Source organism: Klebsiella sp. C360 (assembly GCF_048822415.1).
Taxonomy (GTDB): domain Bacteria; phylum Pseudomonadota; class Gammaproteobacteria; order Enterobacterales; family Enterobacteriaceae; genus Klebsiella; species Klebsiella quasipneumoniae.
Genome location: NZ_JBMEZZ010000004.1, coordinates 135,486 through 152,968 on the forward strand (window position 1 = coordinate 135,486; position 17,483 = coordinate 152,968).

20 protein-coding genes and 1 riboswitch are annotated in these 17,483 nt (G+C 61.1%); all 20 genes read right to left on the reverse strand.

The genetic code is table 11. From position 1 onward, the window contains the following. Positions 1-75: 75 nt before the first annotated feature. The 20 genes from cobT to pocR all read right to left on the reverse strand — a co-directional run bounded on the left by cobT (position 76) and on the right by pocR (position 17,458). Positions 76-1,131: a nicotinate-nucleotide--dimethylbenzimidazole phosphoribosyltransferase gene (gene cobT, locus ACOI7D_RS12540; protein ID WP_109546988.1), complete on the reverse strand. Its 1,056-nt coding sequence runs from the start codon at positions 1,129-1,131 to the stop codon at positions 76-78. 74 nt (positions 1,132-1,205) lie between these two features. After that, complete coding sequence (cobU, locus tag ACOI7D_RS12545; protein WP_044524577.1) at positions 1,206-1,751, reverse strand: bifunctional adenosylcobinamide kinase/adenosylcobinamide-phosphate guanylyltransferase; 546 nt, start codon at positions 1,749-1,751, stop codon at positions 1,206-1,208. Continuing rightward, on the reverse strand, positions 1,745-3,268 hold the full coding sequence (locus tag ACOI7D_RS12550; RefSeq protein ID WP_109546987.1) for a cobyric acid synthase: 1,524 nt from the start codon (positions 3,266-3,268) through the stop codon (positions 1,745-1,747). The genes cobU and ACOI7D_RS12550 overlap by 7 nt, the downstream gene beginning before the upstream one ends. Next, positions 3,265-4,080: an energy-coupling factor ABC transporter ATP-binding protein gene (locus ACOI7D_RS12555; protein ID WP_109546986.1), complete on the reverse strand. Its 816-nt coding sequence runs from the start codon at positions 4,078-4,080 to the stop codon at positions 3,265-3,267. Before ACOI7D_RS12555 ends, ACOI7D_RS12550 begins: the two co-directional genes overlap by 4 nt. Before the next feature lie 8 nt (positions 4,081-4,088). Next, positions 4,089-4,766, reverse strand: coding sequence for an energy-coupling factor ABC transporter transmembrane protein (locus tag ACOI7D_RS12560; RefSeq protein ID WP_109546985.1), 678 nt, complete (start codon positions 4,764-4,766; stop codon positions 4,089-4,091). After that, positions 4,753-5,034 (reverse strand): energy-coupling factor ABC transporter substrate-binding protein, encoded by a 282-nt coding sequence (locus ACOI7D_RS12565; RefSeq protein WP_004105092.1) that lies wholly within the window; start codon positions 5,032-5,034, stop codon positions 4,753-4,755. The genes ACOI7D_RS12560 and ACOI7D_RS12565 overlap by 14 nt, the downstream gene beginning before the upstream one ends. Before the next feature lies 1 nt (position 5,035). Further along, a complete protein-coding gene (gene cbiM / locus ACOI7D_RS12570; protein ID WP_109546984.1) occupies positions 5,036-5,773 on the reverse strand; it encodes a cobalt ECF transporter S component CbiM in 738 nt (245 codons plus the stop codon). Continuing rightward, positions 5,770-6,483, reverse strand: coding sequence for a cobalt-factor II C(20)-methyltransferase (locus tag ACOI7D_RS12575; protein ID WP_109546983.1), 714 nt, complete (start codon positions 6,481-6,483; stop codon positions 5,770-5,772). The genes cbiM and ACOI7D_RS12575 overlap by 4 nt, the downstream gene beginning before the upstream one ends. Next, the gene (cbiK, locus tag ACOI7D_RS12580; protein ID WP_109546982.1) at positions 6,480-7,274 is read right to left on the reverse strand and encodes a sirohydrochlorin cobaltochelatase; all 795 of its coding nucleotides are present in this window, start codon (positions 7,272-7,274) and stop codon (positions 6,480-6,482) included. Before cbiK ends, ACOI7D_RS12575 begins: the two co-directional genes overlap by 4 nt. A gap of 10 nt (positions 7,275-7,284) precedes the next feature. Then, the gene (locus tag ACOI7D_RS12585; RefSeq protein WP_101995788.1) at positions 7,285-8,070 is read right to left on the reverse strand and encodes a cobalt-precorrin-6A reductase; all 786 of its coding nucleotides are present in this window, start codon (positions 8,068-8,070) and stop codon (positions 7,285-7,287) included. After that, the gene (locus tag ACOI7D_RS12590; protein ID WP_004105101.1) at positions 8,067-8,792 is read right to left on the reverse strand and encodes a precorrin-3B C(17)-methyltransferase; all 726 of its coding nucleotides are present in this window, start codon (positions 8,790-8,792) and stop codon (positions 8,067-8,069) included. The genes ACOI7D_RS12585 and ACOI7D_RS12590 overlap by 4 nt, the downstream gene beginning before the upstream one ends. Beyond that, entirely contained in the window at positions 8,792-9,847 is a 1,056-nt protein-coding gene (cbiG, locus tag ACOI7D_RS12595) for a cobalt-precorrin 5A hydrolase (RefSeq protein ID WP_109546981.1), read from the reverse strand. The genes ACOI7D_RS12590 and cbiG overlap by 1 nt, the downstream gene beginning before the upstream one ends. After that, positions 9,828-10,601: a cobalt-precorrin-4 methyltransferase gene (locus tag ACOI7D_RS12600; RefSeq protein WP_109546980.1), complete on the reverse strand. Its 774-nt coding sequence runs from the start codon at positions 10,599-10,601 to the stop codon at positions 9,828-9,830. The genes cbiG and ACOI7D_RS12600 overlap by 20 nt, the downstream gene beginning before the upstream one ends. Then, the gene (locus tag ACOI7D_RS12605) at positions 10,594-11,163 is read right to left on the reverse strand and encodes a decarboxylating cobalt-precorrin-6B (C(15))-methyltransferase (RefSeq protein WP_109546979.1); all 570 of its coding nucleotides are present in this window, start codon (positions 11,161-11,163) and stop codon (positions 10,594-10,596) included. The genes ACOI7D_RS12600 and ACOI7D_RS12605 overlap by 8 nt, the downstream gene beginning before the upstream one ends. Next, the gene (locus ACOI7D_RS12610) at positions 11,153-11,758 is read right to left on the reverse strand and encodes a cobalt-precorrin-7 (C(5))-methyltransferase (protein WP_050533544.1); all 606 of its coding nucleotides are present in this window, start codon (positions 11,756-11,758) and stop codon (positions 11,153-11,155) included. The genes ACOI7D_RS12605 and ACOI7D_RS12610 overlap by 11 nt, the downstream gene beginning before the upstream one ends. Beyond that, positions 11,752-12,891 (reverse strand): cobalt-precorrin-5B (C(1))-methyltransferase CbiD, encoded by a 1,140-nt coding sequence (gene cbiD / locus ACOI7D_RS12615; RefSeq protein WP_050533543.1) that lies wholly within the window; start codon positions 12,889-12,891, stop codon positions 11,752-11,754. Before cbiD ends, ACOI7D_RS12610 begins: the two co-directional genes overlap by 7 nt. After that, positions 12,888-13,520, reverse strand: coding sequence for a cobalt-precorrin-8 methylmutase (locus ACOI7D_RS12620; RefSeq protein ID WP_004105109.1), 633 nt, complete (start codon positions 13,518-13,520; stop codon positions 12,888-12,890). The genes cbiD and ACOI7D_RS12620 overlap by 4 nt, the downstream gene beginning before the upstream one ends. A gap of 10 nt (positions 13,521-13,530) precedes the next feature. Beyond that, on the reverse strand, positions 13,531-14,490 hold the full coding sequence (gene cbiB, locus ACOI7D_RS12625; protein ID WP_109546978.1) for an adenosylcobinamide-phosphate synthase CbiB: 960 nt from the start codon (positions 14,488-14,490) through the stop codon (positions 13,531-13,533). After that, positions 14,487-15,866: a cobyrinate a,c-diamide synthase gene (locus tag ACOI7D_RS12630; protein ID WP_109546977.1), complete on the reverse strand. Its 1,380-nt coding sequence runs from the start codon at positions 15,864-15,866 to the stop codon at positions 14,487-14,489. The genes cbiB and ACOI7D_RS12630 overlap by 4 nt, the downstream gene beginning before the upstream one ends. Before the next feature lie 87 nt (positions 15,867-15,953). After that, positions 15,954-16,245, reverse strand: a riboswitch (cobalamin riboswitch). Between the two features lie 301 nt (positions 16,246-16,546). After that, positions 16,547-17,458: a transcriptional regulator PocR gene (pocR, locus tag ACOI7D_RS12635; RefSeq protein WP_023290877.1), complete on the reverse strand. Its 912-nt coding sequence runs from the start codon at positions 17,456-17,458 to the stop codon at positions 16,547-16,549. Between the last annotated feature and the right edge of the window lie 25 nt (positions 17,459-17,483).

The following is a 17,483-nucleotide window of genomic DNA, read 5'->3' on the forward strand; positions in this document are numbered from 1 at the left end:
GTGTTTTTTTGTTTCTGCGCTCCGCGAATCCGCTACAGAATTCCGGGAACGGCGCAGCGCCGCTCCCCCACCTTCTCAGCCCTTCGGCAACACAATATTGCTCGCCGCCAGCATCCCCATTTCGTGATACATCGCGCAGGCCGCTTCCACGATCGGCATCGCCAGCGCCGCGCCGCTGCCTTCGCCCAGGCGCATCCCCATGTTGAGATACGGCTCCAGCTCCAGGTGCGCCAGCGCGATACGCGCCCCCTTCTCCGCCGAATAGTGCGACGGGATAAGATAGGGTTTCACCTGCGGCGCCATTCGGCACGCCGCCAGCGCCGCGGCGTAGGAGAGGAAGCCATCGAGCACCACCGGCAGACCGCAGGAGGCCGCGCCCAGCATCACCCCCGTCATCCCCAATAAATCAAAACCGCCCACTTTCGCCAGCACGTCCAGACCATCATGCGGATCGGGGCGGTTAACGGCGATGGCCCGTCGTACCACCTCAACTTTATTGCCAACCTTCGCCAACGGCAGATTAGCGCCAATGCCCACCACCTCCTGGGCATCGCTGCCGGTCAGGACGCTGACGATTGCCGCCGCCGGGGTGGTATTGGCCATTCCGAGCTCCCCGACGCCAAACAGCGTGACGCCATCCTCCGCCAGCCCCCGGGTATAGCGCATCACCTCCAGCAGCAGCTCTTCCGCCTGGCTGCGGCGCATTGCCGGACCGACGGCGATATTGCCGCAGCCGCGCGCCACTCGCATGTTGATGACGCCCGGTATCAGCTCGGCATCGATTCCAACATCAATCACGTGCATCTTCGCGCCCGCCTGCGCCGCCAGTACGCAAACGCCGGTTTTGCCCAGCGTCATATTCGCCGCCTGAATTGCGGTCACCGCTTTTGGCGAAATGGCGACCCCTTCGTCCCACACGCCGTGGTCGGCGCACATCACCAGCAGCGCCTTTTTTTTCACCTGCGGCACACCTCCAAGACCGGGCATGCCCGCCAGCTGCACGGCAAGATCTTCAAGGCGTCCAAGGCTGCCGGGCGGTTTCAGCAGACCATCAATATGAAGCCGGGCGCGCGCCATCGCGTTTTCATCAGGCGCAGGGATCGCGCCCAGTAGAGAGGTTAAGCTTTGCATAGAGGTTCTCGTCTTGTTGGCTGACTCATAGCAGAGCCAGCAGGAAGAATAACGCCCGTTACGGCGCGCCTGGCCTATTTGATTTTTACGCCAATGCCCGACACCACCAGCCACACCTCGTCTGCCGCCGCCGCCAGGCGCTGGTTGACGCGTCCGGCGATATCGCGGAAATGACGGGCAAGACGGTTTTCCGGCACAATCCCCATCCCTACCTCGTTGGTCACCAGCACCACGCGGGCCGGGCAGCGCTGGCAGGCGGCAATCAGTACCGCGATTTCGGCGTCGATCGCCCGCTCCATCGCCGCATAATCCCAGCCGTCCGGCGAGCTGTCGCCCCCCAGCGCAAACAGCAGGTTGGTCACCAGGGTGGTGATGCATTCCAGCAAAATCGCCTCCTCCGGGGCGATATCCGGGGTGATCAGCTCATCAAGCTGCTGCCAGCGCTCGGCGGTGCGCCAGTGCGCGGGCCTGCCGTCGCGGTGGTGCTGGATCCTCGCCGCCATCTCGTCATCAAAGACCTGCGAGGTGGCGATATAGAGTACCTGCGGCGCATGGGCGATCAGCGCTTCGGCATGGCGGCTTTTACCGCTGCGCGCCCCGCCGGTCACTAAAGTCAGCATACGGGCTCCTGATGTTGACGCATGATGGCGTAGATTTTTTCGATATCGATATGCTGACGCATCGCGTCCGCCAGCAGATCGAACTGGCGCGATTTATACTGTGCATACTCGAAATCGCTATCCAGCGCCGCCAGCCCTTTACGCTGGCGCAGGCCGTTAACCAGCGCGCGGGTAAAGGCATCGCTATCGAACAGGCCGTGCAGATAGGTGCCAAACGCCAGGCCGTCATCGCTGACCGCGCCGTCCGCCACGCTCAGGCCGCCTTTATGTAATTGCATCAGCGAACGACAGCCGTCGCGCAACTCGGTTTCGCCCATATGAATTTCGTAGCCGCTTACCGCCAGCCCCGCCGTTGCCGCCAGCCACGCCGGCAGCGCCGGAGCCAGAGTCGCCGTGACCTGGGTCGTCGTTTTGCTGTGCGCAAAGTGGGTGACGGTATTAAGCAATCCCAGCCCCGGCTGGGTGCCAAGCCCCGACTCCACCTCATCGATTATGGTTTCGCCGAGCATCTGATAGCCGCCGCAGATCCCCAGCACCGGTACGCCCTGACGCCGGGCCTGCAGTACCGCATGCGCCATGCCGCTCTCGCGCAGCCAGCCCAGATCGCCGAGCGTATTTTTACTGCCCGGCAGGATCACCATATCCACGCCCGCCAGCTCCTGCGGCTGGCGAACATAGCGGACGCGGACGTCCGGCTGCGCCGCCAGCGCGTTGAAATCGGTAAAATTAGAGATATGCGGCACCTGGACCACGGCAATCTCAATATCGCGCCTGTCGGTGCGCAGATATTTCCCTTTTTGCAGCGCGACGCCGTCCTCATCTTCAAGATCGACGTCCAGCCACGGCATGACGCCGAGCACCGGGACGCCGGTGAGCGCTTCTATCTGCTCGATCCCGGAATACAGCAGCGCCACGTCGCCGCGAAATTTATTGATAATCACGCCCTTGACCCGCGCGCGCTCGCGATCGTGCAGCAGCGCGAGCGTGCCGTAGATAGAGGCGAATACGCCGCCGCGATCGATATCCGCCACGAGGATCACCGGGCACTGGGCCATCTCGGCCATGCCCATATTGACGATATCGCGATCGCGCAGATTGATCTCCGCCGGACTGCCCGCCCCTTCCAGCACCAGCACATCATGTTCGGCGGCCAGGCTGTTATAAACCGCGAGGATCTGTTCCCGCAGGCGCGGTTTATATTCGTGATAGCTCACCGCGTCCATATCGGTCGCCACTTTGCCCATCAGCACCACCTGCGCTTTACGGTCGCTGGTTGGCTTAAGCAGCACCGGGTTCATGCGCACATCCGGGATAATACCCGCCGCTTCGGCCTGGAAAATCTGCGCGCGGCCCATCTCTTTGCCATCCGGCGTGATACCGGAATTAAGCGCCATATTCTGCGATTTAAACGGCGCGGTGCGCTGCCCGTCCTGATAAAAGATGCGGCACAGCCCCGCGACCAGCACGCTTTTGCCGACGTCAGAAGCGGTGCCCTGTAACATAATTGCCAGCGTCATGACGCCTCCTTCATCGCGTTGCTTCGCATCCGCGTAAAAAATTCTTCTTCGGTTTTACACAGCGGCAGCCCGAGCTGCGCGTGCAGTTTCACCAGCCACGGCTGGGTGAGCCCGGCCCGGGCCATCAGTTCGCTGCGGGCAAACACCTCCCCGGGTTCGCCGTGCGCCAGCACTTCGCCGCGGCGTAACACGTAAACCGCATCGCTGATTTCATAGATCAGATCGATATCGTGGCTGGAGATCGCCACGTGGTTGCCCCGATCGGCAATACGCTTAATGATGTCGATCATCTGCGCGCGTCCCGAAGGATCGAGACCCGCCGTCGGCTCGTCGAGCAGTAAATAGCGCGCCTGCAGCACCAGCGCGCCGGCTATCGCCACGCGCTTTTTCTGCCCGTGGCTCAGGCACTGAATCGGCTGGTGACGAAACCCCTGGGCATCGACGAGAGTCAGGGCATCGTCCACCCGGCGGGCAATTTCCTCTTCCGCAACCCCCAGGTTCCTCAGGCTAAAGGCGATATCGCTGTCGATATCGGTATAGAAAATCTGCTGGTCAGGGTCCTGGAAAACGGTCGCCACTTGCTGACGCAGCGCCAGCAGGCCGCGCTTGCTGTAGTCCAGCGGTTTTCCCTGCCATAGCACCGCCCCGCTCTGCGGGCGCAGCAGACCGCTCAGGTTCATAAACAGCGTGGATTTTCCGCAGCCGTTCGCCCCTACCAGTCCGGTCACGGCGTGATGGGAAAAATCCAGCGTCAGCCCCTTCAGCACCGGCTCGTCCTGATAGCGAAACCAGAGATCGGTCGTGGCAAGCATACTTATCCTTAAAGGTGAAAATCACCCTGATACAGTTTGATATCCAGCGTGGTGCTCATCTGCTGGTAGCGGATCATCACCCGGGTAAACAGCAGTCCTACCAGCATCGCCAGCGAACGATAGCCCTTCGGCACGCTACGGTAGCCAAAACGTAATGTTTGCGCACGGTGAATCGCCAGCGCTTCGTCTAACAGAATAAAAATAAAGCGCCAGGTTAGCAGGATTTGCTCGGTCAGCAGCCGCGGCACCCGCCCGCGCTTGAGCAGCACAATAAGCTGCGGGAACGGCAGATTCAGCACCAGCCAGAAGGTGGACGCCAGCGCCGCCAGGCTGCGCCAGAAGGTCTGATTGGCGGTCGTCAGCCCCTCCGATGTGATGCCCAGCCAGACGCTGCCCAGAGGCAGGCTCACCAGCAGATCCTGCGGATTGCGGCTAACGCTAAACAGAATGGTCAGCACACCGATCAGCAGGAAGCCAAACGGCAGCGCCATCCAACGGCACCAGCGCCACGGCGAGACCCGCAGCAGCCAGCAGGTTAAGGCGGCAATCAGCGCCATTTCGATACCCTGCCCCCACGGAGGCAGGGTAAAAGCCAGCACCATCAGCAGCAGCCAGAACAGGAACTTGCGCTCCGGCGCGACGTGAAACCAGCGGCTCTGATAGCTGAGTCGGTCAAACCCGGTCATCACGGCGCTGTCTGCCTTTGCTGTAGCCCAGAATATAGAAAATGACCGCCGCGCCGAGAGAGCCCTGGAGCGTAAACAGCAGGCTCTCAATTTCTCCGCTCGCCGGTTCGTACAGCGGCTGGAACCACGGCTCATAATGCGGCGCGACCACCTGAATCTGGCTCTCCGCCTCGCCGTCCGAACCGCCGAATTCGCCGCCGTGATCGACAAAGAACGGCAGGATCACCAGCGCCACCACCATGGCGAACAATATCAGCGTTTTTTTCATGTTAATGCCCCTGTGCGGTAATCAGCTGACGTTTGGTCAACTGGTCGTAGATCATGACGGTTAACAGCCCTTCAGCAATGGCGATCGGGATCTGCGTCAGGCAGAAGATCCCCATAAACTTGACGATCGATCCGCTCGCGCCGGCGGCGGGATCCGGAAAGGCCACGCCGAGCTGTACGGAGGTGACAAAGTAGGTCATCAGATCCGCCAGCATCGCGCAGAGAAACACCCCGACGTCGCGGCGAATGCCCGCGCGGCAGGCCATTTTCCACACCATATAGCCGACCACCGGCCCGATGACCGCCATCGACATCCCGTTCGCGCCGAGCGTCGTCAGCCCGCCGTGCGCCAGCAGCAGCGCCTGGAACAGCAGTACGATGGCGCCAAGGATCGCCACCACGCCAGGCCCGAAGAGAATCACCGCCAGGCCGACGCCGGTCGGGTGGGAACAGCTGCCGGTGACGGAAGGAATTTTCAGCGCCGAGAGGACAAAAATAAACGCCCCGCACAGCGCCAGCAGCACCTTCTGATTGTTATCTTCCTGCACAATGCGGCGCAGGCGCACCAGCCCGTACCACAGGCAGGGTAAAAACAGCAGCCACCATGCCAGGGCCCACATCGGCGGTAAAAACCCCTCCATGATGTGCATCGCGAAAGCCTTTTCGGGAACCGCTATCAGCAATAGCGCCGCAGCTAACCCGCTGAAAGACAGCTGTTTTAGCTGTTGTTCAAGTTTCATTCTGCATACTCCCACTGTTTATTGACCAGAATGGTCGAGAAATAGGGCAGCGGCTGGTCGTCGCTGACGTCATTGAGATGGCGCCAGCACTGCTCGCCCGGCAGCGTGGCTTCAGACATCATCAGCGCGGCATCCAGCAGACCGTTTTTCGCCAGCAGCGCTTTGATGCGGGGAAACCGCCCGTACACTTTCATCAGCACCAGGCTTTCATGCTGGCGCAGCGCCTGCTCGATTTCCGTTTCCGGCGCGGTGCAGGAGATCACCGCCAGCGATTGCTGCTCCATGGCCAGCGGCGTTTTTGAACGCGCGGCAATGGCGGCAAAAGAGGTGACGCCAGGAACAATCTCCAGCCACTCCGGGCAGCCGATACGCTGGAGTAAGAACACCCAGGTGCTGAACAGCATGGCGTCGCCGAGGGTAATAAACCCGACCTGCTTGCCCGCTTCCACTTCCTGAACCAGCGCGGCGGCAACCTCATCCCACACCGCCTCTTTTTCCGCGCTGTCGGCGCTCATCGGGAAATGGCAGCAGCGCACTTCGGTCCGTTCGCCGATATACTCGCGCACGATGGAGAGCGCGAGGCTGTCGCCGCCTTTACGTCCGGCGGGCGCGTAGAGAATGTCCAGCGTGCTCAGCACCCGCGCCGCGCGCACGGTGATCAGGTCGGCGGCGCCAGGACCGGTACTTAAGGCATACAGTTTGCCGCTCATGCCGCCTCCTCCATTGCCAGGCTCAGCGCCTGCTGCAGGTGAGCGACGAACATTGCGCGCACCGCCGGATTCTCTCCCAGCCCGTTCAGCCACGGCGTTGCCGGAATACCAGCGGCGTTGAACAGCGTTTTCCAGGAGTCCTCTTCGTCCGAGGCCATATCGTTAATGGCGTGATCGCCGGCCACCAGCATCAGCGGCATCAGGTGTACGCCCTTCACCCCCTGCTGGCGCAGGCTATCGATAAGAATATCGACTTCCGGATAGCTCTCGACCGCGCCGACCCGCGCCGGAAATCCCTTCGCCGTCATCATATGATCCAGACAGGCGTAGGCGGCGAAAGCGTGATGGCTGGCGCCGTGGCCCATAAAGACCACCGTTTCATCGGCAGCAAGCGGCGGCATCTGCTGGCGCAGCGCCTGCATCAGCTGGACATAATCGTGATGGCTGCTCAGCAGCGGCGCCCCCAGCGTCAGGCGGAGGAACAGCGGGCGCAGGCTTTGCACTTCGCGGACGATCTTTTCATACTCATCGCCGTTGATAATGTGCAGCGACTGAATCGCCACATCCTGGTAGCCCTGCTCGGCCAGCTTCTGCAATGCCTGCAGCGGCGTATCAATCTCGATACCGTCGCGCTGTTTGAGCTTGCGGATAATCATCCCGGAGGTGAAGGCGCGAAAGGTGTCGCGGTCCGGACAGCTGGCCGCCAGCTCGCGCTCGCAGGCGACGATGTTCTTTTCACAGGTGTCGGGATAGCTGGTGCCAAAACTGACCACCAGAAGCGCTTTTTTCATTTCTGACTCCTTAAGCAGCGGCCAGCCAGCGCGATAAGCGCCGGGCAAAGGCAGCCTGACTTTCCAGTAACTCTTCACCCGTCACCAGCGGCGCCGGGCGCGTAATCACGATGCAGGGGATACCGGCATCCAGACAGGGTTGTACTTTTTCCTGATAGCCGCCTTCGGCGCCGGAGGCTTTGGTGATCACCACGTCGGCCCGGCACTGGCGGTAGAAAGCGGCGTTGAATTCGGCGCTGAACGGCCCGCACAGGGCGAAAATCTCGCCAACGCCAAACCCCAGCGCGGCGCATTGGGCGATGACATCGGCGACCGGCAACACCCGGGCCAGCAGCGTTTTGTCGCCTAATCCCGCCCGCCAGCGCGCCAGATCTTTACTTCCCGTGGTGAGTAGCACGCGCTGGCCGAAACGCCGCGCCACCTCGCAGGCTTGTTCAATGCTCTCCACGGTATAGAGCAGCGGATGCGTCAGGCCGCTCAGCTGCTCTGGGCGCTGATAGCGGCTCAGCAGCACGCCGGCGGTTTCACAGGCCCGGACGATATTGCGGCTTACCGCTTCGGCGTAGGGGTGCGAAGCATCGATCACCCAGCGGGTCCGGTTAGCTTTCAGCCAGGCGATCATCTCCTCCAGCTCGAGGCGCCCGCAGCGCACCTGGCCGCGAATATCCCCCGCCAGCTGCTGACCGGTGGGCGTCGCCACCGACAGGGTGTAGGGGACCTGCGCCGCGTCAAGCTGCTGACACAGCGCCCTCGCGTCGCTGGTTCCGCCCATCACCAGCACCTCGCCGTGGCTCACAGCACGTAGCCTCGCGGCGTGATCATCAGGCCATCCTGGATATACGTCGCTTTGTTGCCGACGATCACCAGGCTGGTCATATCGACCGGTGCAAAATCCATCTCCCCCAGGGTGGTCAGCCATTTCTCCTGTTTTTTACGTCCGGCGGATTTCACGACTCCCACCGGGGTCTGCGCGCTTTTACTGGCCGACAGCAGCTCAAAGGCGCGCGCCAGATGGCCCTCGCGGCCGCGGCTGCGCGGATTGTAAAAACAGATGACGAAGTCGGCTTCCCCGGCGGCGACAATGCGTTTTTCAATCACCGGCCACGGGGTCAGCAGGTCGCTGAGGCTGATATGGCAGAAGTCGTGCATCAGCGGCGCGCCCAGCAGCGAGGCGGCGGCAATGCTGGCGGTCATCCCCGGGATCAGGCGGACTTCCACATCCAGCTTCTGCTTGCTGACCAGTTCGAGCACCAGTCCGGCCATGCCGTAAATACCGGCATCGCCGCTGCTGATCAGCGCCACGTTATGCCCGGCCTGCGCCAGCTCAATCGCCGCCTGGCAGCGCTCAATCTCTTTGCACATTCCGGTTTTGATCACCTGCTTATCGCCGGTAAAGGCTTTCACCAGGTGCGTGTAGGTCTTATAGCCAACGACGATTTCCGCCGCCTGCAGCGCTTCAATGGCCTCCATGGTCATCATGGACTGCGAGCCAGGGCCGATTCCGATTACGCTTAACATCAGTGTGAAACTCCCAAAGTAATAGTGACGCCCTGTTCGCGCAGGGTTTCGCCTAACAGTTGCCCATGGCTCAGCAGCCAGGCCGCCGGACCGGATACGCTCCCCACGCCGACGGTTTTTCTGACGAACGATGAAGCGGGAAAGTGATGCTCATGCTCGCGCAGGGCATCAGCGGGAAAGGTTTCGAACGGTACGCGACAGCAGGAAGCCAGCTGAATCAGCCCCTGCTCGTGCTGCTTCAACGTGACGCTGCCGATAGCTTTCAGCGCCAGCGGATCCAGGCGCTGCGCCTCAAGCTGGCGCGCCAGCAGCGCCGCTAATAGCGGGAATGGCGTATCGCGGCGGCAGCCAATGCCGGCGACCACCCGCTGCGGCACCAGCTTCCAGTGCGGGACGGCGATCGGCGGCAGTTCGTTGCGCAGCGTGACGCAGACCAGCGCATCCAGCTCGGGAAGCTGGTGCAGATCGGTCACGGTGATAAACCCCCGCCGGTCGCAGTGGCGGACGTCTTCATCCAGCTCGTCGTCCCACCACAGACCGACGCGCTGATGGCTGACCAGCATCTGGTTGACGGTTTTCACCGCCGCGCGAAAGTCGCTCATCCGGGCATTAAGCTGGAATGCCAGCGTATCCAGGGCCGCCAACTCGTTGACGTCGGTGGCGGTGGTGATCACCGGGTCGGCGCCGAGCATCCCGGCCAGATAGCGGCTCAGGGCATTCGCGCCCCCCGCATGGCCGGAAAGCAGGCTAATAACGTGCTGGCCGCGTTCGTCGATCACCACCACCGCCGGGTCGCTGAACTTATCATTCACCAGCGGGGCCAGCACGCGTACCGCGATCCCGGTGGCGCCGATGAAAATCAGCGCCGAATAGCTGCTGAAGGCCTCGCGCGCGGCGCTGGCAAAACCGTTTTCAAAGGGAAGAAACCCCTCTTCCAGCAGCTTCTCGCTGGTAAAGCAGGTTAACGGCAGCATCGCCGCCAGCCGTTTCGCCAGCCGAACGCCCCCTGGCGTCAGGCAGAAAAGCGCGATTGATTCAGGCTTTACGGTATTCATGGCTAAAGTCCGCCGCGTAGAGTTTTGAGTAGTGATACTCAGCGCCCAGGAAATTCCCGACCAGAATGAGCGCCGTTTTGCGGATCCCCGCCTCGCGTACCTTGTCGCCGATATCCGCCAGCGTACCGCGTACGGTCTGGCTTTCCGGCCAGGTCGCTTTATAGATCACCGCCACCGGCGTGGTTGCCGGATAGCCGCCTTCCATCAGGCGCTCCGCTACCCGGTGAATGCGCTGCACGGAAAGGTAAATCGCCATTGAAGTCTGGTGGCTGGCAAATGATTCAAGCTGCTCGCGCGCCGGTACCGGCGTGCGCCCTTCAAGGCGGGTGATGATCAGGCTCTGGGAGACTTCCGGCACGGTGTACTCGACGCCCAGCTCCGCCGCCGCGCCCAGAAACGCGCTGACGCCCGGCACCACCTGCCAGTCGATACCGCGTTTGGTCAGCTCTTCGCCCTGCTCGCGGACCGAGCCGTACAGCGACACGTCCCCGGTCTGTAAACGCACCACCGTTTTCCCGGCTTTAACGCCGGCTTCCATCAGGTCGAGAATTTGCTCCAGATGCAGTTCGGCGCTGTCGTGACACTCCGCCCCAGGCGGGCAGTACTCCAGCAGCGCGGTGTTTATCAGCGACCCGGCGTAGATCACCACCTGGGCCTGCTGCAGCAAGCGGTAGCCCTTGAGGGTAATTAGCTCACGGTCGCCCGGCCCTGCGCCAACGAACCACACACTACGGGGGTCAAATGTCTCAGCCATGGTTTTCTTCCTTCTGACAGGCGATAACAAAAACGGGATTATTCGGTTTGAAATAGTGGCCGCTGCCCAGCGCGGTCAGCGATGAGACGTTCAGCTGCAGGCAATCAATCTGTGTAATCCCCCGCTGCTGCAGATAGTCGAGAGCCGCGTTCAGGTTCTCCTGCAGGATAAAAGTCATCACCAGACGGCCGCCGGGATAGAGCTGCTGCCACGACCAGTCAATCAGTTCGTCGAGACGGCCGCCGCTGCCGCCCATAAAAATGGCGTCGGCCCGCCCGGTAATCACCATCGGCGCTTCGCCGGGCAGGATCTCAATATTGCCGCAGGTGAAATGCTGGCGATTTTCGTCCAGCAGCCGGAGAGCCGCGGGGTTGCGTTCGATGGCGGTTACCTGCAAAGAGGGATACTGCAGCGCCGCCTCAATCGACACGCTGCCGGTACCGGCGCCGATATCAATCAGGTGGCTTGCCCGGTGCAGTTCAAGTTTGGCCAGCGCCAGCGCGCGAACCGCCTCTTTGGTCATCGGCACCTTCTCGCCGCGCAGAAAAAGCTCATCTTTCATCGAGGATCACCACCGCGTTCATCTCATATTCGGCATCGACCTCACTGACCGGTAGCCAGTGGATCCGCTCGTTATCCATCGCCAGATTTTCGCCAATCACCATCCAGCGATACCCTTTACCCCGCGCCGCCAGCTGGGCGGCGATTTCCCGCGGCCCGCAGCGCCCGTCGGTCACCATCGCCACCTTGCGCTGGCGCGCCAGCTCATCAAAACAGACGTCCCGCCCGTGGCTGCTGGTCAACCAGATATCGTTCATATCGATACCGGCCTTCGCGCAGAGATACTGCACCGCGCTGATGCCGGGGATAATGCGCACGCGCTCGATGCCAAAGTGGGCGATCAGCCGCGTACCGATGCCGTAAAACAGCGGGTCGCCGGAGGCCAGCACCACCACCTTCTGCGCGTCACGCTCACCGATCCACTCCAGCAGTTCGGCGATATTGGCACCCAGCGCAAACCGTTCGCCGTCAAACTCAGGGAATTGCTGCAAATGCCGCTTGCCGCCCACCAGCGCGTCCGCGCTGGCGACCGCGTCCCGCGCCGCCGGCGTCATCAAATGCAGGCCTGACGGGCCCATGCCGACCACCGTTAACATGACATCTCCCGCGCAATCTCGGCCACCGGGCGATTGCTGCCGAGGACCTTGTTATCAAAGGAGAACATGATGGCGTCGCAGACGGGCGGCGTTTTGGTAAAGCGCAGCATCTGCATCACCCGCAGGCAGATGCGTTCAGCAAGATGGTTATAGATAGGCTGAAAACCGTACGCGTCGATGTGCTCCATCGCCGCTTCGGTGGTATCGCATTCGCTTACCAGATGCAGCAGCGCCAGCGGCGCGCCCAGCAGCGCCAGATGCGCGACCAGGGTTTCCATCCGCGCATCGGCGATATGGCTGTGGGTGTGGAAGATCCCGGCGGCGACTTTAATCAGCTTGCCGGGATGGCCAATCAGCACGATCTGACGGAACCCGAGGCGGACGGCCTCTTCAATCATGTAGCCGACGAAGTTGCTCATGGTGACCACCACCTGCGAGTCGATGCCCATCTGCTCGCGTACGAAGCGTTCACCGTGGTTGCCCGGCACCAGCACCACCCGCTCCAGCCCCGCCGCGCGCTTAATTTCCAGCTCCAGCGACAGCGAACGCTTCCAGCTCTCTTCCGACATCGGCGTCACGATACCGGTGGTGCCGATAATCGAGATACCACCCAGGATCCCGAGCCGCGAGTTATAGGTTTTCTGCGCCCGCGCCTCGCCCTCCGGGGCGAAAATTTCTACTTCAGCCCCGCGCGACGGGCCTATCGCTTCGCGCACCGCCGACTCAATGGTGTGGCGCGGGGTGCGGTTAATCGCCGGGCTGCCGATGGGCAGGCCGATCCCTTTGCGGGTGACTGTGCCAATACCTTCGCCGCCGCGCAGGGTTATCTCGCCGGAGTCGTCGAGCGTCACGCGGGCGAAAATCAGCATGCCGTGGGTGGCGTCAACGTCATCGCCGCCGTCTTTACGAATCGCGGCGATCGCCTGCTGCCCTTCGACGTGCGGCGATTCGACGTTAAGACACAGGGTGACGCCGGAAGGAGTCACGATGGAGACCTGATGAATGAGGTGCTGGCGCATCACCATCAGCGCCGCGACCTTTGCCGCCGCCGTGGCGCAGGATCCGGTGGTATAGCCTTTACGCAGCGCCTTGCCGTTGTGCCATACCGGGGCGTCGAAGGATTGCTCGCTCATCTCGCCCCCTGTAAGTGGTACAGAATGGCGTTGACGATAGCGGCGGCGACGTTGCTGCCGCCTTTACGACCCAGCGCGGCAATGCCCGGCAGGCCGCTCTGCGTCAGGGCGTCTTTCGACTCCGCCGCGCCGACGAAGCCGACCGGCACGCCAATCACGCCGTTGACCGCGACATCATGCTCCAGCAGACGAAACAGCGCGGTGGGCGCATTGCCGAAAACAAACACCTTCTCGCCCTCTTCGGCAACCGCAATATCGACCGCCGCCATCGAGCGGGTCATCCCCTGCGCTTTGGCCTCCGCCACCACCCGCGGATCGCTGATATAGCAGCGGCACTCGCCGCCGAATTTCGCCAGCAGAGTTTTATTGATCCCGGAAAGGGCCATGGTGGTATCGGTATAAAGCGTGCAGGGCTGGCTCAGGGCGGCGCTTAAGCGAGGAAGCACGTCGGGCGAAAACCACAGGATATCCAGCCAGTCAAAATCGGCGGTGGTGTGGATCACCCGCTTGATAATGGCTTCGTGTAGCGGGCTGGCAAAGCGGTAGTCCGGGCGGGTCTGCGCAATAATGTCGCCAATAATGTCGAAGCTTTTCGCCTCAATCGCCTGCGGTTGCTGGATATAGTGCATTCATTTGTCCTCAGGCTGCGCCGACCAGCCAGAACCGGACCGCCATAAACAGCGCCAGCGCCAGGGTCGAAGACACCCACATCAGTCGAATCGTTCGGGAAATATCGTCTACGGAAATATCGCGCGTCGCCTCGCCAATCCACGGCTTCTCCACGCGCTGACCAAAGTAATCGTTAGGGCCGCCAAGCCGGATGCCGAGCGCCCCGGCGACGGCGGCCTCCGACCATCCGCAGTTTGGGCTGCTGTGGTTGTAGCGATCGCGCCAGCCGATGCGCAGCGCGCGGCCACTCGCTTCACCGCAGAGGAGCGCGGCGAGGATGATAAGCAGCCAGCTCAGGCGAGCGGGGATAAAGTTGGCGACATCATCAAGGCGGGCGCTGACCATGCCGATGGCCCGGTATTTTTCGTGCTTATAGCCGACCATCGAATCCAGGGTGTTGACCGCTTTATAGGCCATCGCCAGCGGCGCGCCGCCGAGCAGCAGGAAGAAGAGCGGCGCGATAATCCCGTCAACGGTGTTCTCCGCCACCGTCTCAACAACCGCGCGATTAATCTGCTGCGGCGCAAGCTGCGTCGTGTCGCGGCCGACAATCCATGAGAGTTTGACGCGGCTTTCCGCCAGATCCCCCGCGCGCAGCGGTCGCTCGACGTCCCGCGCCGACTGCGCCAGGCAGCGTCCGGCCAGCACGGTGAAAATCATCCAGACCTCAGCCAGCCAGCCAAGCCACGGATGAATCCTCTGCGCCAGCGTCAGCACGCCCCAGCAGATGCTCCACGTTAGCCCGACCACCACCAGCCACATCACCCCGCCGCCGACGCGCAGGGCGACATCGCTGCGGCAATAGCGGCGCACGCCGCGCTGAACGGCGGCGATCAGGCTGCCAATCCAGCGCACCGGATGCGGCCAGCTCTGCGGATCGCCGATGATAAAATCGAGGAGCCAGGCAACGCCCCATGCCAGCAGCGTCATAGCGCGCTCCTTGCCGCAGCCAGCCAGTGGTTGAGCATGGTGGGGCGCTGCGCAAAGTGCAGGTGCAGATAGCTGGCGAACGTGTTGCCCACCTGCCAGCCGCCGGACCACTGCTGAAGGGTCATACCGTCGCGGACCTTGCGGCAGGCCAGAACCGCCGGGGACTCGGGAGTAAAATCCGAGTAGTGAAATTCATGCCCGCGCAGGGTTTCGCCGGGCGCCGCCAGCAGCGTTTGCCGCATCGCCCGCGCCTCGCAGTAGCCAAAGCGGGTAAGCCGTTTGCCCATCTTGCTGTGGCCGGGGATCAGGTTGGCCATCGGATAGATGTCGCCGCTGGCGTCTTCCAGGGAGCTGCCGAGATACATCAAACCGCCGCACTCGGCGTAAATCGCCACCCCGCGCCGGTGCGCCTCCCGCAGCTGCGCCAGCATCGGCGTATTGGCCGCCAGCGCGGCAGCATGAATTTCCGGATAGCCGCCGCCGAGCCAAATCATCTGGCACGGTGGCAGCTCGCTATCGCGCAGCGGGCTGAAGCGCACGATATTCACTCCGCAGCGTTCAAGCAGCGAGAGGTTATCCGGGTAGTAAAAGTTGAAGGCCTCGTCGTCGGCCAGCGCCAGCGTCAGGCCCGCGCCAGCATCAGGGGACGGCAGCGCCGGCCACTCCCCGGTGGGCAGAATGGAGAGCTGGCTGAGGGTAAGAAGCCGTTCAATATCCAGCGTTTGCGCCAGCGTGTGGGCAAAATCGCGCCACGGCTGCTGGTTAACCAGCGACTCGCGAGCGGTAACCAGCCCCAGATGGCGTTCGGGTAACGACACCCCTTCCATTCGCGGTACGTAGCCGAGCACCGGCAGCCCGCAATAGCGTTCAATGGCGCCTTTGAGAAGCTGATAATGGGATTCGCTGTTGACGCGGTTGACGATAACGCCGGCAATGTTGAGGCTGGGGTCGAAGTGTTGAAATCCCATCACCGTGGCGGCGATGGAGGTGGAAACCGCTTTGCCATCTACCAGCAAAATGACCGGACAGCCGAGCTGTTTAGCCATCGCGGCGGTGCTGCAGTAGCCAGGGTCGGTACCGAAGCCGTCATACAGCCCCATCACGCCCTCAATGACCGCGATATCCGCCCGCTGCATCTGTTCGCAAAATAGCGCGTTAAGCACCGGTTCCGGGAGCATAAAGCTGTCGAGGTTGCGGGAAGCGACGCCGCTGACGGCGGTGTGCCAGCCGGTGTCGAGGTAGTCCGGGCCGACTTTGCAGGGCTGAACCCGCATGCCGCGCTGCTTCAACAGGCTGAGCAGGCCAAGCGTGACCGTAGTTTTACCACAACCGCTGCCGGTACCTGCGAGAATAAATGCGTGCTGCCTGGCTGCCATACCCCGATCCTGTGCCGGGTGGTAGGGCTGCGTGCATTCCCAGTCTTTCGACTGTACGCATCTGAGCAACCCACTTCCCACCGAAGTTGTTGATTATTACCGACAGGCAGGTCTTCTGGCTTAGCGTCGTCCTTCCCCATCCTTCCCAATCCGCTAAGCAGATCAGTGGTCATACCCGTCATACTTCACGTTGTATGTGCGTTGGCTTAACTTGTTCACCCCAGTCACTTACCTGTGTAAGCTCCTGGGGATTCACTCGCTTGCCGCCTTCCTACAACGCGAATTATTTAGCGTATATATGGGTTCGTCAGCATCACAGCAGCGGGGGCTGCGGGGGATTCACACCCCCTTCCCTGGCGCCTGTCGGTTTAGTCCGTCATGATTCGAGGGGGATGAAACCCACTCGAATGATTCCCGGAACATTTTACGGAAGCTGGATGGCTCCCGTCGTGTTTAATTTTTAATTACCAAAGCCGTTTCATTACGCCGATGGCGCGCTGAAAGCCATTTCGGATATCACTCTATCCCATCAAATAAATAAAAACTGGTGCAGTTTATCGTTCTCTCATTATTATTTTGTTGCGCTATGACAATTTATTGCTGTGAATGAGATATTTTCATTTTAGAATGAGCAGGATACGCGGGTATAACAAAAACCGGCGATAACAAATTATTGTCATTTAAACTGACTCAGTTTGTGATCTGGCGTTAATTTGCTGACGATAGGCCTGCGGAGTCACCTGATAGGCCTGGCGAAAAACTTTGCAAAAATAGCTGGTTTGCGAAAATCCTAAATTCCGCGCAATGCTGGCGATGCTCCAGTCGCTGTGGCATAGCAGCTCTTTGGCGCTCACCATCCGCTGATGGTTCACCCAGGCATTAAAGCCGATACCCTGATATTTTTTGAACAGCTTACTGAAGTAATAGGGGCTGAGATAAACGTGAGCGGCGACGTCTTCCAGGCGAAGCTCGTCGGATAAATGGGCGTCAATGTAGCGCAGCGCCTTCTTCATTTTGCTGTCATGAGGGCTGGCGACCCGGCTGGCGCGCGCAGGTTCCGGCTGCTGGGGATTATCTTTAATCACCACAAAGTTGAGCTGTTTTTTCAGGCAGTTTTCGACGATAAGCTTCAGTAAATCAGCAGAAGCAATCACTCTGGCGTAGTCCATTTCCGGCACGTCGCGAAACGCTTTAAGCAGCTCGGGGTCGGCCTGCCAGCGGTCATCCACGTTGAGGATATCGACCAGTTCAACATCGTTGCTTAAGCGCACCTGGCCGCAAAGCACAAAGCCCACAAGGTGACCGGCAATGACCAGAGGAATGGAGAAATCGGTTAACCCGGCGTGGCAGCGGTAGATACAGAGCTGATCGGTTTTAGACGCCTCAAGCCCGCCGCAGCGGTCGCTCATTCGACAGCGGGTGCTGTGCTGGGGATGCTGGCGCATCAGCTGGCAAAAAGGTGTGAAGTTAAACAGTTCAGATATTTCATCACCATGAATATTGACGACCACCACCGCCAGACTGGTGGCCTGCGCAAAATCCTGTGCGATTTTATTAATGAGTTCTGAGTTCAGTGTGCTCGCAGAAATCATGATAAAACCTCTCAGTTAATTTTTT